This is a genomic window from Rhodococcus sp. AH-ZY2 (assembly GCF_030916465.1).
In the GTDB taxonomy this organism is placed as follows: domain Bacteria; phylum Actinomycetota; class Actinomycetes; order Mycobacteriales; family Mycobacteriaceae; genus Rhodococcus; species Rhodococcus ruber.
The window spans coordinates 1,970,110-1,982,679 of the sequence record NZ_CP126458.1 but is presented as its reverse complement, the minus strand read 5'-3'; the positions used below and the strand labels follow the sequence as shown (position 1 = coordinate 1,982,679).

General features: G+C 70.4%; 15 protein-coding genes and 1 pseudogene. 10 read left to right on the top strand and 6 right to left on the bottom strand.

Annotation, left to right across the window (positions count from 1 at the left end):
- The first annotated feature begins 27 nt into the window (after positions 1–27).
- Positions 28–1,733, top strand: a pseudogene (locus QNA09_RS10325) (GAF domain-containing protein).
- Positions 1,734–1,849: 116 nt separating this feature from the next.
- On the opposite strand, the gene QNA09_RS10320 reads toward QNA09_RS10325, so the two are convergent.
- Together QNA09_RS10320 and QNA09_RS10315 are read right to left on the bottom strand one after the other, a co-directional pair.
- Positions 1,850–3,019: an RNA polymerase sigma factor gene (locus QNA09_RS10320; protein WP_017681680.1), complete on the bottom strand. Its 1,170-nt coding sequence runs from the start codon at positions 3,017–3,019 to the stop codon at positions 1,850–1,852.
- Positions 3,020–3,026: 7 nt separating this feature from the next.
- Positions 3,027–3,434, bottom strand: coding sequence for a YciI family protein (locus QNA09_RS10315; RefSeq protein ID WP_119700300.1), 408 nt, complete (start codon positions 3,432–3,434; stop codon positions 3,027–3,029).
- 210 nt (positions 3,435–3,644) lie between these two features.
- Here QNA09_RS10315 and QNA09_RS10310 point away from each other — a divergent pair, with 210 nt between their 5' ends.
- Both QNA09_RS10310 and QNA09_RS10305 read left to right on the top strand, forming a co-directional pair.
- The gene (locus QNA09_RS10310) at positions 3,645–4,055 is read left to right on the top strand and encodes a hypothetical protein (protein WP_017681682.1); all 411 of its coding nucleotides are present in this window, start codon (positions 3,645–3,647) and stop codon (positions 4,053–4,055) included.
- 95 nt (positions 4,056–4,150) lie between these two features.
- Positions 4,151–5,320, top strand: coding sequence for a glutamate--cysteine ligase (locus QNA09_RS10305; protein WP_119700299.1), 1,170 nt, complete (start codon positions 4,151–4,153; stop codon positions 5,318–5,320).
- Between the two features lie 6 nt (positions 5,321–5,326).
- Here QNA09_RS10305 and QNA09_RS10300 read toward each other — a convergent pair whose 3' ends face one another.
- The 3 genes from QNA09_RS10300 to QNA09_RS10290 all read right to left on the bottom strand — a co-directional run bounded on the left by QNA09_RS10300 (position 5,327) and on the right by QNA09_RS10290 (position 8,445).
- Entirely contained in the window at positions 5,327–5,764 is a 438-nt protein-coding gene (locus tag QNA09_RS10300) for a nucleoside deaminase (RefSeq protein ID WP_010595190.1), read from the bottom strand.
- A gap of 65 nt (positions 5,765–5,829) precedes the next feature.
- Positions 5,830–7,731 (bottom strand): ATP-binding protein, encoded by a 1,902-nt coding sequence (locus tag QNA09_RS10295; protein WP_040271257.1) that lies wholly within the window; start codon positions 7,729–7,731, stop codon positions 5,830–5,832.
- Positions 7,732–7,842: 111 nt separating this feature from the next.
- Entirely contained in the window at positions 7,843–8,445 is a 603-nt protein-coding gene (locus QNA09_RS10290; protein WP_102030735.1) for an LppP/LprE family lipoprotein, read from the bottom strand.
- Between the two features lie 118 nt (positions 8,446–8,563).
- On the opposite strand from QNA09_RS10290, the gene QNA09_RS10285 reads away from it, so the two are divergent.
- From QNA09_RS10285 to QNA09_RS10270, 4 genes are all read left to right on the top strand, one after another.
- Positions 8,564–8,803 carry a hypothetical protein gene (locus tag QNA09_RS10285; RefSeq protein WP_010595193.1) on the top strand — a complete coding sequence of 80 codons (240 nt, stop codon included), beginning with the start codon at positions 8,564–8,566 and terminating at the stop codon, positions 8,801–8,803.
- 138 nt (positions 8,804–8,941) lie between these two features.
- Positions 8,942–9,451, top strand: coding sequence for a hypothetical protein (locus QNA09_RS10280; RefSeq protein ID WP_017681685.1), 510 nt, complete (start codon positions 8,942–8,944; stop codon positions 9,449–9,451).
- Between the two features lie 91 nt (positions 9,452–9,542).
- Entirely contained in the window at positions 9,543–9,728 is a 186-nt protein-coding gene (locus QNA09_RS10275; RefSeq protein ID WP_026137988.1) for a hypothetical protein, read from the top strand.
- 55 nt (positions 9,729–9,783) lie between these two features.
- Positions 9,784–10,032: a DUF6308 family protein gene (locus tag QNA09_RS10270; RefSeq protein WP_010595194.1), complete on the top strand. Its 249-nt coding sequence runs from the start codon at positions 9,784–9,786 to the stop codon at positions 10,030–10,032.
- 44 nt (positions 10,033–10,076) lie between these two features.
- Here QNA09_RS10270 and QNA09_RS10265 read toward each other — a convergent pair whose 3' ends face one another.
- Complete coding sequence (locus QNA09_RS10265) at positions 10,077–10,520, bottom strand: hypothetical protein (protein WP_010595195.1); 444 nt, start codon at positions 10,518–10,520, stop codon at positions 10,077–10,079.
- Between the two features lie 292 nt (positions 10,521–10,812).
- Here QNA09_RS10265 and QNA09_RS10260 point away from each other — a divergent pair, with 292 nt between their 5' ends.
- From QNA09_RS10260 to QNA09_RS10250, 3 genes are all read left to right on the top strand, one after another.
- Positions 10,813–11,172, top strand: a complete 360-nt coding sequence (locus QNA09_RS10260; RefSeq protein ID WP_119699752.1) for a hypothetical protein — start codon at positions 10,813–10,815, stop codon at positions 11,170–11,172.
- Positions 11,173–11,301: 129 nt separating this feature from the next.
- On the top strand, positions 11,302–11,748 hold the full coding sequence (locus tag QNA09_RS10255) for a hypothetical protein (protein ID WP_119699751.1): 447 nt from the start codon (positions 11,302–11,304) through the stop codon (positions 11,746–11,748).
- Positions 11,749–11,901: 153 nt separating this feature from the next.
- Positions 11,902–12,567 (top strand): HEAT repeat domain-containing protein, encoded by a 666-nt coding sequence (locus QNA09_RS10250; protein WP_010595198.1) that lies wholly within the window; start codon positions 11,902–11,904, stop codon positions 12,565–12,567.
- The last annotated feature ends 3 nt before the right edge of the window (positions 12,568–12,570 follow it).

The following is a 12,570-nucleotide window of genomic DNA, read 5'->3' as shown; positions in this document are numbered from 1 at the left end:
GCCCGGGATCCACTGAAGGGGTGAGCGATGGCTGCCGACGAGGAACCGTCGCTCTCGGGCACGCTGTCCCAACTGCGGCTGCGGGAGCTGCTCGCGGAGGTCCAGGACCGCATCGACCAGGTGATCGTCGCGCGCGATCAGATCGACGGGCTGCTCGAGGCCGTGCTCACGGTCGCGTCCGGCCTCGAGCTCGAGGCGACGCTCGCACGCATCGTGCACGCGGCCATCGAACTCGTGGACTGTCGTTACGGCGCCCTGGGCGTGCTCAATCGCCGTGGCGACGGACTGCAGAACTTCGTGTACGAGGGCATCGACGAGGACGCTCGCGCGTCGATCGGCGACCTCCCCACCGGTCACGGCCTGCTCGGGCTGCTGATCGAGCAACCGAAACCGATCCGTCTCGACAACCTGGCCCAGCACGTGGCCTCGTCCGGCTTCCCGGACCACCACCCGCCGATGCGGACCTTCCTGGGTGTCCCGGTCCGGGTGCACGGGGAGGTGTTCGGCAATCTCTACCTCACCGAGAAGGCGAACGGCCAGTCCTTCACCGAGGACGACGAGGTGATCGTGCAGGCCCTCGCGGCCGCGGCGGGCATCGCGGTGGACAATGCGCGCCTGTTCGAGGAGGCCCGGCTGCGGCAGCGCTGGCAGGAGGCCACGAGCGAGATCCGGGCGGAACTACTGGCCGATACCGCCCCGCAGGACGTGCTCGACCTGATCGCCCGGCGCGCGCTGGTGCTGGCGGAGGCGGACCACGTCCAGATCGCCCAGCCCGAGGACACCGACGTGCCGCCGGAGGAGGTCTCGGCCCTGGTCGTCACCGCGTACGCCGGTTCGGACCCCGCGGCGTTCGAGGGCAAACGGATCCGGGTGGAGGGCACCGCGACCGGGGTCGTGTACCGGGGCGGGCGACCGCTCCAGGTCACGGAGTTCGACGGCGACGGCGACCGGCACGGACCGGCGCTGCTGCTGCCCCTGCGTGCCTCGGCCGACACCGTGTCGGGGGTGCTGTCGGTCGTTCGCACCGCGGGTCGGGAACCCTTCGACGACCGTCAGCTCTTCCTCGCCACGTCCTTCACCGACCAGGCGGCGCTCGCGCTGAAGCTGGCCGACGACCAGCGGCGACTCAATTCCCTGACCGTGTTCGCCGACCGGGACCGGATTGCGCGGGATCTGCACGACCATGTCATCCAGCGGTTGTTCGCCCACGGCCTGAACCTGCAGAGCACGCATGCCCGCACCCGCTCCCCGGAGATCCGCGGGCGCCTGGCCGACATGATCGACGACGTGCAGAGCATCATCACCGATGTGCGCACCGCGATCTTCGACCTGCACAGCGGGCCGGAGAGCGGCCGGCAACTGCGCCAGGCCCTGCAGGACATCGTCGCCGAACAGACCGCCGATGCGGGCCTGCGCACCGTGGTGCGCATGTCGGGGCCGCTCAACGTCATCACCGGTCCGCTCGCCGACCACGCGGAGGCGGTGCTGCGGGAGGCGATGAGCAACGTGGTGCACCATTCCGGCGCGGACACCGTCACCGTCACGTGTCGGTCGACGACTACCTCACCCTCGACGTCACCGACAACGGCATCGGTCTTCCGGCCACCGTCGCGCGCAGTGGACTGCACAACCTCGCCTCCCGGGCGGAGGACGCCGCCGGCACCTTCGCCGCTGCCGCGCTCGCCACCGGTGGCACCCGTGTGCTGTGGTCGGCTCCCCTGCCCGAGGACTGAGCTCGCGCCGCCGCGATGCGAGCATGGCCCGCCCCCGCCGCTCACCCGGGTACCGCCACCCAGTTCAGCGGCCTCTCCCGTTCAGCGGCCTCTCCCCGTTCAGCGGCCTCTCCCGTTCAGCGGCGCACCCGGGCGTTGAGCCGGGCCGCCTGGCGGGTCAGGTGGTCACGCTCGGCGAGGTTCGGAGCCTTCCGGGCTGCCTCGGCGTACAACCGCGCCGCCGTCGCCGGGTCGCCGGCACGCTCGTGGAGGTACGCCGCCACCGCGCTATAGCGGGGCAGCGAGTCGTCCAGCGCCGCGAGCGCGGCGAGGCCGGCCTGCGGCCCGTCCGCCTCACCCACGGCCACCGCACGGTTGAGCCGGACGACCGGGTTGTCGGTCAGCCGGACGAGCTCGTCGTACCACTCGACGATCTGCACCCAGTCGGTCTCCTCGGCGCTGGGGGCATCGGCGTGGAGTGCCGCGATGGCCGCCTGGGCCTGGAACTCGCCCAGCCGGTCACGGGCGAGCGCCGCCTGCAGGATCTCGACACCCTCGGCGATCGACTCGGTGTCCCATCGGTTGCGGTCCTGCTCGGCGAGGGGCACCAGACTGCCGTCGGGTGCCGTCCGGGCGGCGCGCCGGGCGTGGTGGAGCAGCATGAGAGCGAGCAGCCCCGCCACCTCGGGATGGTCGATCGCGGCGGCGAGCTGCCGGGTGAGCCGGATGGCCTCGGCCGCGAGATCGACGTCGCCGGAGTACCCCTCGTTGAAGACGAGATAGAGCACGCGCAGCACGGTGGCGACGTCGCCGGGCCGGTCGAACCGCACCCCGGAGACGGTGCGCTTGGCCCGGCTGATGCGCTGCGCCATGGTCGCCTCGGGCACCAGATACGCGCGGGCGATCTGACGGGTGGTCAGTCCGCCGACGGCACGCAACGTGAGGGCGACCGCGGACGACGGCGTCAGCGACGGGTGGGCACACAGGAAGTAGAGCTGGAGAGTGTCGTCCACCGCAGGAACAGGCGCCGGCTCGGCGCCGTGACCGCTCGGCCGGCTTCGCTCCGCGTAGACGAGGTCCTCGCGGCGCCGGCGGGCGCCGTCCGTGCGGGCGGCGTCGAGGAACCGGCGCCAGGCCACCGCGATCAGCCAGCCCTTCGGGTCCCGGGGTGGGTCGGCCGGCCAGGTGCGGATCGCCTCGACGAGCGCGTCCTGCACGGCGTCCTCGGCCGCCGCGAAATCTGCTCCGCGGCGGACGAGGATTCCGAGCACGCTGGGCACGAGAGTGCGGAGTTCGAGCTCGTTCACCGGACGGTCACTCCGTCACGTTGGGCGGTACCGTCAGGAAGGGGCGCACCTCGAGCCACTCGTGGATCGGCTTTCCCCCGGCGCCGGGGGCGGCCGACAACTCGCCGGCGAGCTCGACGGCGCGTTCGTAACTGTCGACGTCGATCACCATCCAGCCGGCGATGAGGTCCTTCGTCTCGGCGAACGGGCCGTCGGTGACGGGGGGCCGGCCCTCGCCGTCGTACCGCACGAACACCCCCTCCGGGGCGAGTGCCTGACCGTCGACGAACTCGCCGGACTTTTCGAGCCGGGCCGCGAAATCGTGCATGAACTGCATGTGGGCCGAGATCTCCGCCGGCGTCCACTGGTCCATGGGCACGTCGTTGACGGCAGCCGGGGCGCCGCGGTAGTGCTTGAGCAGCAGGTACTTGGCCATCGTGTTCTCCTCGGTGCTGGTGCGACCCATTGTGGTCGCATTCGATTCGGGGACGGAGTCGGTCGCGGGTTCTCGACATCGCCGTCCGAATTCTCTCGAATCCGGCCCGAATCCGGGATGCGCCACCCGGAGCCGAAAGGTCGCGTTTCTCCGATATGCGCCGGATCGTCGTGGCGCAGGGACTACCATCGAATACGGCGAGGGAACCCGATGAACACGAATTCGAACGCACTGGACGACCAGGTCCGGGCCGTACACCAGTTGGTACGCACGCAACTGCGCATCCTCGAAATCCGCCACGCGCACAGCACACGTCCGAGGGCGAAGCGGCACATTGCGGCGGACATCCGCCACGTTTCCGAACGATGCGACGCGCTCGAACGAATTCTGCATTCGCGCACGACCTCTGCGACCGGATCGTCGTCCCGGGCAGCGCGGCTGAGCGACTGCATCGCCACCATCGCCGGGTCGGCGGACAGGCGCAGCGTCGTCGCCCTCGAACACGTCCTCGCGGACCAGCTGGCCGACCGGCTCCACACCCTCGAATCCCTCGCGATCGCCCTCGGGGACCGGCCGCTGCAGCAGTGGGCACGTGGACTCCACTCCGTCGGCGCCGCCTGATTCCGCTGCCGTTTCCGTCCCGCCCGCCGGGGTGACGTGCCAGGCTGGAGCCACGGTCCTGCCGAGCTGTGTCGGCGGCCCGGTTGGAGGAGACGATGACGTCCACGCTGCCTCGACGTGCCGGATCCGACCGCGACGATGTCCGGATGCTGACCATGGGCGTCGAGGAGGAGTTGCTGCTCGTCGATGCCGACTCCGGCCGGCCCCGGCTCAACAGCGCGGCCGTCGTGGCGGGTGCCCGCGACGCCGGGCTCGACCTTCAGCTCGAACTGTCGCGCTGCCAGGTCGAGACCGCCACCTCGGTCTGCACACGGATCGACGAGCTGCGCCGGGAACTGCGCGTCTCGCGGGCGGTCGCGGCGGCCGCCGCCGCGAGCGCCGGGTCCCGCCTGCTCGCGGCGGCCGTACCTCCACTGGAGACCACCCCGCCGGGGGCGCTGACCGACGCCGCCCGGTACCGGCGGATGGCCCGGCACTTCGGGGCGGTCACCGACCAGGTGATCTGCGGCTGCCACGTCCACATCGGCGTCCCCGATCGCGAGGTTGCCGTGCAGGTCTGCAATCACCTGCGGCCCTGGCTGCCCGCCCTGCTCGCGCTCACGGCGAACTCGTCCGTCACGGCCGGCGCCGACACCGGCTACGCGAGCTGGCGACACATCCAGTGGGGGCGCTGGGCCAGCGGCGGGCCGCCGCCCTACTTCCGGTCGGCTCGGCACTACGACGACGTCGTCGCGATGATGCTCGACGCCGGCGTCGTCCTCGACCCCGCGATGGTCTACTGGGACATCCGGCTCTCACCGCACCTGCCCACTCTCGAGATCCGGATCTGCGACGTGCCCGCCACGATCGAGGAAACCGTCACCGCCGCCGCACTCGTCCGTGGGCTCGTGTCCACCGCACTCACCGCGGTCCACCGCGGGGACCCGGCACCCCGGCTCGAGGCCGAGCGGCTCGAAGCCGCGTGCTGGCGCGCCGCCCACGAGGGCACCGACGGACACGGAATGGACCCGCTGACGCAACGGCCCGTCCCTGCCGCCCGGTTACTGGGTTCGCTGCTCGCACACGTGCGACCCGGCCTCGAGGAAACCGGCGACTTCACGTCCACCCGCGCGTCCGTGCGGCGGATCCTGCGCCGGGGCAACGGCGCGCGACGGCAGCGGCGCGCGCTCGCGATGTCCCGCACCGCCGCGGACTTCGTCGCGGAACTGGCCCGCATCACCGTCGAGGACTGTGCACCGTCCGCTCCCCCGCCGCCGGCCCGGTGAGCGCCCCTACCCGGCCGGCGCGGCGCCGATGTCCTCGTGCCACAGATCCGGGTGCTCGGCGACGAACGTCGTCATCATGTCGATGCAGCGTCGATCGTCGAGCACCGTCACCTCGACGCCGTGCTCGGCGAGCCAGTCGTGGCCGCCGGTGAAGGTGACGCTCTCCCCGATCACCACCGCGCCGATCCCGAACTGCCGGATCAGGCCACTGCAGTACCAGCACGGTGACAACGTCGTCACCATGATCGTCGCACGGTAGTCGCGGCGGCGGCCCGCGGACCGGAAGGCGGCGATCTCGGCGTGCAGCGACGGGTCGTCCTCCTGCACGCGCCGGTTGTGACCGCGGCCGAGCAGGGTCCCGTCCGCGGCGAACAGGGCCGCGCCGATCGGGATGCCGCCCTCGGCGAGGCCCAGCCGGGCCTCCGCGAACGCGACGTCGAGCATCGCGTCCGCCGAAGGGCTCCCCACCGACCCGCGTGCGTTCGTCACGGCACCACCCCGAATCCCGGTCAGGTGAACGACTTGTGGATCTGCGCGCCATAGCGGCGGACGATCTTCTGCTTGGTCGCAGTGTAGGCGTGGACGTCGTCCTGCAAGCCCCTGTTCTCGAGGGATCGTCGTGCGAGTTCGCCGGCGATCACATCGAGGAACAACTCGGCCAGCAGCAGCCGCGCCGAGTCCCGGAACCGGCCCCGGCCGTCGAGGTACAGCTGCACGGTGGGATCGCCGGTGTTGATGAGAATCGTGCGATGCTCGGGGTCGTACACGGCGCGTCCACCGTCGTCCCCGAGATAACGCAGGTCGTAGCCGACGAACATGTCCTCGCCGTGGTCCCGGGACACCCGCCGGCGCTGCACCGGACGAGGCGGCGCCGGGTGCGGCCGCGGGACATGGTGCGGCGACGGCGCGTCCTCGGCGACGACGATCTCACACCACGCCCAGAACGCACCGGACCGCACCATGATCTCGCCGCGCTCCCCGGGTGTGTCGCCCACGACGGTCCATTCCAGCCGCTGCACACCGGTCCTCTGCTCCACGGCGATCTCGGTGGGCCGTGGGTCGATCCGCAGCGAGTCGGGCAGCGTGTACGAGATCGTCAGCCGGTCGTCGCCGGGAAGGCGCTCGGTGTCGACCTCCAGGGTGACGTGGAACGGGTGGCCGGGCCGGCGGTAGTAGAACGGCGTCGTGAACTGCAGGACGACCGCGTCCTCCGTTCCGGTTGCCGCCGGCGGCGCCGAGGCCGGCGACGGGCCGAGACCGAGGTCCCGGATCGCGGACTCGCTCATCCGGTGCAGCAGGCGGTCGATCATGTGCGCGGTGGTCCCGGAGGTCGTCGCGTGCTCGAGACGTGTGAGCTGATCCCGTTCGGCGAGAACGTATTCGGTGAGCCGGGCGCTGACCGCCTTCGCGAACGCGGCGACGAACGGATCCTTCTCGTTGAGGCCCTCGCGCTCGTCGCTGACGACCGGCTCGCCCCGACCGAGCCGCTCGATCAACGCCTCGCAGCGCACCGTGCCGAACAGGTACTCGGCGCCCACCTGGTTCTCGTACGCGAACAACTGGCAGTCGAGCACGGCGAGGCCGGACACGACGACGAGGCCGTTGGTGCGCTCGTCGCCCGACATGGTCAGTTCGACGCCCTTGGCCCGCTTCACGGTGAGGGTGAAGCTGTGTTCGGTGCCGTCGTAGACGAAACTGCCGGGCGCCTCGGGACCGATCAGGACGACCGCCGGGGGTTCGTCGAAGAGCACCCTGCCGCTGCGCTGGATCTCCCGCCGGCCGGCGACGTGCACCACCTCGACGGTGCGCCGCGACAGCACCTCCCGCAGATACACGTTGTCGGACAGTGCCTGCACCACGGTCTGGAACCGGGAGATGACCACGTGCGGGTTCTCCACGACCAGGGTCACCCGGGTGCCGTTGCCGTCGAGACCGAGGCGTTCCCGGTCGTCGTCCTCGACGGGCCGGTCGCCCCCGTGGTCGTCGTACAGGTAGCCGCCGTTCTCGCCGCGGAAGAGGTCGATGCGGGTGAACCGGCCGCCCCTGACGGTCTCGAGCGTCCCGGCGCCGACCCCGAACACGGCCTGTTTGAGGCCGCGCCCGAAGTAGCCGCGGCCGTGTCCCTCGCCGCGCGAGAGCGGACTGTGCGCGCCCCCGTACGCCAGGATGCGGGCGGCCTGGTCGAACGGCATCCCCTCGGCGTGGTCGGTGACCTGCAGGACCGCACCCGACTGGTGGCGCTCGTAGGTGATGTCGATGCGGGCCTCGGCTGCGGCGCCGCCGTTGCCCAGACGCGAGTAGCTGTCGTCGCTGTTGGTGATCAGCTCGACGAGCGCCTTCTCGATCGAGGCGAAGCGTCGCGAATCGATGCCGATCACGCGCTGGTCCACGGGAATGGGGGCGACTGCCATCGTTCCTGCCTTGTCTGTTCCGTCGGGAAGCCCCGGGGGTGGCGTCCCGAACTTGCCGTGATCGTACCGACGTCCGCGCCGATCCCGGCGCACCCGCATCGCCGGGCGGCGTCACCGCATTTCGTCGCACCCCGTCGACTCCAGGTACTCGTCCGGCAGCCGTCCTTCGGTGACGACCTCACCGCCGGTCCACGTGAACGTCAGCTCCGCGAACCCGGTGGCGGCCGCGTGCGGCTCGCCCTCGCGCGGGTAGGTGTATTCGACGTCGAGGGAGTCGAAGGCCGTGGCGACCACCGCCGGGTTCAGCGCGCACGGCGTGGCCGTGCCGACGTACTCGCCGCGGTGGAACAGCAGCAGGAGGGTCGGTGACGACCCGGTCGCCCCCACGATGCCGACCTGCGCGTAACTGAGGTCGCTGCAGCGGTTGTAGTTGCCGTTGTACGCCCGCAGCCATGTCGCGTCGGGGATCTGCTGGGGCGGGGGCAGCTGCTCGATCACCGCGAACACCTCCGGCGCGTCGAGGTCGACGGCGGGATCGCACGGCTGCTCGTCCGCCGTCGTGGCCGCCACCGACCCGCCGACAGGTGCCTGGCGTGAGGAAGTCGCGGTAGCCGGTTCGGCCACCGGCTGCCCGTCCTGGGTCTGCGCGCATCCGGCGAGGAATGCAATCGCGGCGACCGACACGACGCTGAGACCGGCTGTGCGACTCGACATGGGGCTCCTCGGGCACTCGGGTGCGACGGCGGTCGCCGCGACGGGAACGGATTCTGTCAGTTCGGACCGGTCCGGACGGGAGCTGCGTGGAAGTGTCGCCGTGTGGAAGTGTCGCGGAATGGATGTACCGAGCCTCGACGCAACGCCCACGGTCCCGAAGGCGGGGAACGAACCGCTGCACGAGTCCGGGCGCCTCCTCGGGCAACAGTTGCGGGACTTCTGGGCGTGGGCGTACTCGGACCTGCTCGGCAACGCGATGCGAGGCGTTCTCGCCGAATACCTCGTCGGCACCGCGCTGGGGTGTGTTCACGGTCGTCCCCGACCACCAGCGGCACAGCCGCCGCCGGCCGGGAGTTAACGTGTCCTGCGAGTCCCGCGATGAGAAGTGCGTTCCACTCGGGTCGTCCGAGGACGGACCGAAGTCCGACAACGGTTCACGCGGAAGCTCGAGGTTGCGGCGCCCAGGTTCAAGTTCAAGTGGTCGAACCTCCTACCCGTGCTTTTTCGGGACCTGAGCGATGCGCTCCTCGAGATCTACGACCCCGATGCAGGCCCGGCCGACGCGCTGCGAACGGTCTACGGCGCCCGCCCCACAGTCGAATTCGTTCGCGAGGCGTGGCCCACGCTCAGGGAATCCTGGCTCCGGAGCGACAAGGAATCCCGGCACCGGATTGTCGACGCGCTCCAAAAGGCGCGGAACGAACACGGCCTGGCCAAGGGCACCAGGGCCCAGATGACGTACCTCCGGAATCTGAGGAACTCCAAGACACTGCGGGACATCGTAGGGGCGGAACTGATCGAGGTCGGTGAGGTGGACCGACACGACGAGCCCGGCCCGCGAGCAGCGATCGACACGGCGGCGACCACCCACCGACCGGACAGCGCGGGGAGGACGACACCGTCCGTCCCCGACCGGGCGCACGCGGCGCCGAGGAGGGTGCCGGCATCATTCCTCGCAACGGACCGGTCCTTGTCGATCACACCAGAAAGCGGGTATCCGAGTTGAGCGCCACGTCGAGTTCCGCCGAGTCGCCGGTAGTGGACGCGGCGGAACTCGACGTCGCCCCCGGCTCGATCGTCGTGGTGCGGGACGAGGAGTGGCTGGTCACCCAGGCCGAGGGGGCTCCGACGGGTGGCTCGTCCGAGCGCGGGGCCTGTCGGAACTCGTCGCCGACAGCACCGCCGCGTTCTACTCGAATCTGGACCGGATCGAGGTGCTCGATCCGGCGAAGGCTCAGGTGGTGGCCGACGGCTCCGACGGGTATCGCAACAGACGTCTCTGACTCGAGGCGCTGCTGCGCAAGACGCCCGTCCCCTACGGCGTCGCCGAACAGCGCGATGAGTTCGGTGCGCTGCCCACCGCGGCCGGACCGCGACCTCGTCGACGAGGAGGACGAGATGATTCCTGCGTCACTGGTGTGGCAGCTCGAGCAAGCGTTGCGCATCGTGCCGAGCGTCCGCCGCACTACCGCGTCCAAGCTGATCGCACGCAAGCGTCCCCGGCTGTATCCGATCTACGACGCGGTAGTCGGCAACGTACTCGGTACCGAACGCGCCTACCTCGAGCACCCTGTTGCGGGCAGATAGCCAGGGTCGTCGAGCGGGTCCGCCTCAGGGCACGGTGCTCGGGCTCAGTCCTGCCACGGCGGGAACTCCCCCTCCGCGCGCATGTTCGGATCGTCCCACCATGGGTCGCCGTAGAGCTCGTAAGGATCGCCGAGTTCACGCAGCCGCGTCTCGCCGAGGGCGGTGATCGCCGCGCGAAACACCTCCGTGGTCGCCGCCTGACGGGGGGACGCCTCCAGGTAGCCGACCTCACCGTCGAAGCCGTGCGCGATCCGGTCCATTGCCTCGTCCAGTGGAACGTCCCACGGCTCCCACGGCCGACCGTCTCCGGGCCAGCCGCCGAGGCAGAGGAATCCGCGTTCCGCCAGGTCGCGAATGATCGCGAGGACCCGACCGGACGAGCAGTCGTCGGGGGTGATCCGTTCCGTCAGGGCGACGAACGATCCCAGGGGCATCCAGTCGTCGGACAGTTCGTATAGCAGGAAGTGCTCGAGCCGGGGATTGATCATGCGACATGCACCTTCATTCTCCTCACATTCGGAAATACCACGTCGATGGTGGTGCCGTCCGAGCGCGCCGTGACTGTCGCGCCCCGTCTCACCGCCAGCTCGCCTTTCGGTACTGCGACAACGCCTCAGGGCATTGATCCTCGAATCCGCCAGTGCCGCCACCTCGTCGACCGCGAGCGTTGTGTCACAGGGACTTCCGCACCGTTCAGCCTCGCCGGACCCCGTAACGCCGGACCGGCCCTTCCCGATCATGAAACGAGCCGGATCGGCACCGAGCGAAGGAGACCCTGCAGTGATCGGACGAATTCTGACAGTCACGGTCGCGGCCGTGGCCGCCACCATGGCGATCGCGCCTGCGGTCGCCCTCGCTCAGGACGGCGCTCCGCGCTACGACGCGACCGAATTCTTCGTCACCCCGTTCGATCCCGGGGCGTTCGGCGAGAACGCGCACAAGGCACTGATTCTCAGCCCGTACGGCACCGGACACCGGATCGAATGCCAGTCCTTCCACGGGCAGACCGCCAACTGCATCCAGCACATCCCGGGCGGGCAGACGAACCCGCTGATCCGGCTCAGTCCCCTTCCCGCCCCCGGCCAGAGCATCTGCCAGGTATGGGCGTACAACCCGATCGCTACCGGCAGCGCCGGCTGACCCAGGACGCGCGGCGAAGTGACGATGCGCCAACACGTCCATCCGGTCTCGAGCACACCTCGAGCCGCCTCGAAGCCGTACCCGCTTGTTCCGGCATCCGGATACCCGCTGCCAGGACAGGACCGCACCATGCTGACACGATCTCCGCTGCGCACGTCGCTGCGCCGCCTTGCCGCCGTCACCGCGACCGTCGCCGCCGCGACCGGGCTGACGGCGCTCACCGCCCCGACCGCGTCCGCGTCGACGTTCACCCGCACCGTCGGCGTGCACGACATTCCGGGCATCTTCATCGGAAACACCGGCTCGGTCGGCAATATCACTCCCTTCATCAACGCGGCGGTATACATGCGCACCGATCCGAGTACTCCGCCGCTGCGCGGGTGGACCATGGACTTCGACTACTGCCCGTGCACGGTGCACTGGCGCAACGAGACGACCGGCGTCACTGGCACCGCCGACCCCTTCACCGACCTGCTGCCGGCGCAGACCGGAGCGGGCACCATCACGGCCACGGTCACCATCGACGGAACAAGCATCACCGTGCAGTCGGGCACCGCGACCTGGCACGCCGCGTGAACGAGCCGTGACCCCAGGGCCGGACAGCCCACGCACAGTTCCGATTCCACACACGGCGGATGCGACCGAGGGGGATGCTCCCGCCGGCGAGCGTGCCCCTTGACCTTCACACTGTGACAAGCGCTCGAATGGTCTGCGAAGGAGGTGCTTCCCATGAACACAGCCAGCTACGGCGAGCCGGATGCTCGCCTCGTCGATGCCCTCACCGGTGACGATCCGGCGACTCGTCTGCGGGCGGCGCTCGAGGCCGGCACCGTCGCCGACGAGCGGCTCACGACCATCCTCGTCGACCGGTGCGGCGTCGAACCGGACTTCTTCGTCCGCGACATGTTGACGTGGGCACTGTGCCGGCTCCCGGCCGACGTCACCGTGCCGAGACTCCTCGAGGAACTCGACTCCGGCACCGCGCAGGCCCGCAGCCAGGCCCTGCACACGCTGTCCAAGATCGGCGACCGGAAGGCCTGGCCTGCGGTGTCGACGATGCTGCACGACGGAGACGACGACGTCGCCCGCAGCGCATGGCGGGCCGCTGTCGCGCTCGTGCCGGCCGGCAGCGAGGGCCGGCTCGCCGCGGCTCTGGGGATCGCACTCGGACGAGGCGACCACGACCTGCAGCTCAGCCTCAGCCGTGCACTGGCGATGCTCGACGAGGCGGCCGTGCCGGTCCTGGAAGCTGCCACCGCGAGCTCCGACCCCGGCATCCGGGCGCATGCGGAAGCCACCGAACGGCTCCGCCTCGATCCCGACAGCGGGTTCACGCTGTCGCTGGAGCTGGCGAAACGGGTCGCCGCCACCGCACCGGACCGAGCCGGCAGGTGATGG

What these genes read in the sequence shown, in the direction of transcription:
- QNA09_RS10285 (WP_010595193.1), top strand. Translation starts at nt 8,564, where the DNA reads ATGGATGTACCGAGCCTCGACGCAACGCCCACGGTCCCGAAGGCGGGG.
- QNA09_RS10295 (WP_040271257.1), bottom strand. Translation starts at nt 7,731, where the DNA reads ATGGCAGTCGCCCCCATTCCCGTGGACCAGCGCGTGATCGGCATCGAT.
- QNA09_RS10305 (WP_119700299.1), top strand. Translation starts at nt 4,151, where the DNA reads ATGACGTCCACGCTGCCTCGACGTGCCGGATCCGACCGCGACGATGTC.
- QNA09_RS10310 (WP_017681682.1), top strand. Translation starts at nt 3,645, where the DNA reads ATGAACACGAATTCGAACGCACTGGACGACCAGGTCCGGGCCGTACAC.
- QNA09_RS10315 (WP_119700300.1), bottom strand. Translation starts at nt 3,434, where the DNA reads ATGGCCAAGTACCTGCTGCTCAAGCACTACCGCGGCGCCCCGGCTGCC.
- QNA09_RS10270 (WP_010595194.1), top strand. Translation starts at nt 9,784, where the DNA reads ATGAGTTCGGTGCGCTGCCCACCGCGGCCGGACCGCGACCTCGTCGAC.
- QNA09_RS10250 (WP_010595198.1), top strand. Translation starts at nt 11,902, where the DNA reads ATGAACACAGCCAGCTACGGCGAGCCGGATGCTCGCCTCGTCGATGCC.
- QNA09_RS10265 (WP_010595195.1), bottom strand. Translation starts at nt 10,520, where the DNA reads ATGATCAATCCCCGGCTCGAGCACTTCCTGCTATACGAACTGTCCGAC.
- QNA09_RS10290 (WP_102030735.1), bottom strand. Translation starts at nt 8,445, where the DNA reads ATGTCGAGTCGCACAGCCGGTCTCAGCGTCGTGTCGGTCGCCGCGATT.
- QNA09_RS10255 (WP_119699751.1), top strand. Translation starts at nt 11,302, where the DNA reads ATGCTGACACGATCTCCGCTGCGCACGTCGCTGCGCCGCCTTGCCGCC.
- QNA09_RS10300 (WP_010595190.1), bottom strand. Translation starts at nt 5,764, where the DNA reads ATGCTCGACGTCGCGTTCGCGGAGGCCCGGCTGGGCCTCGCCGAGGGC.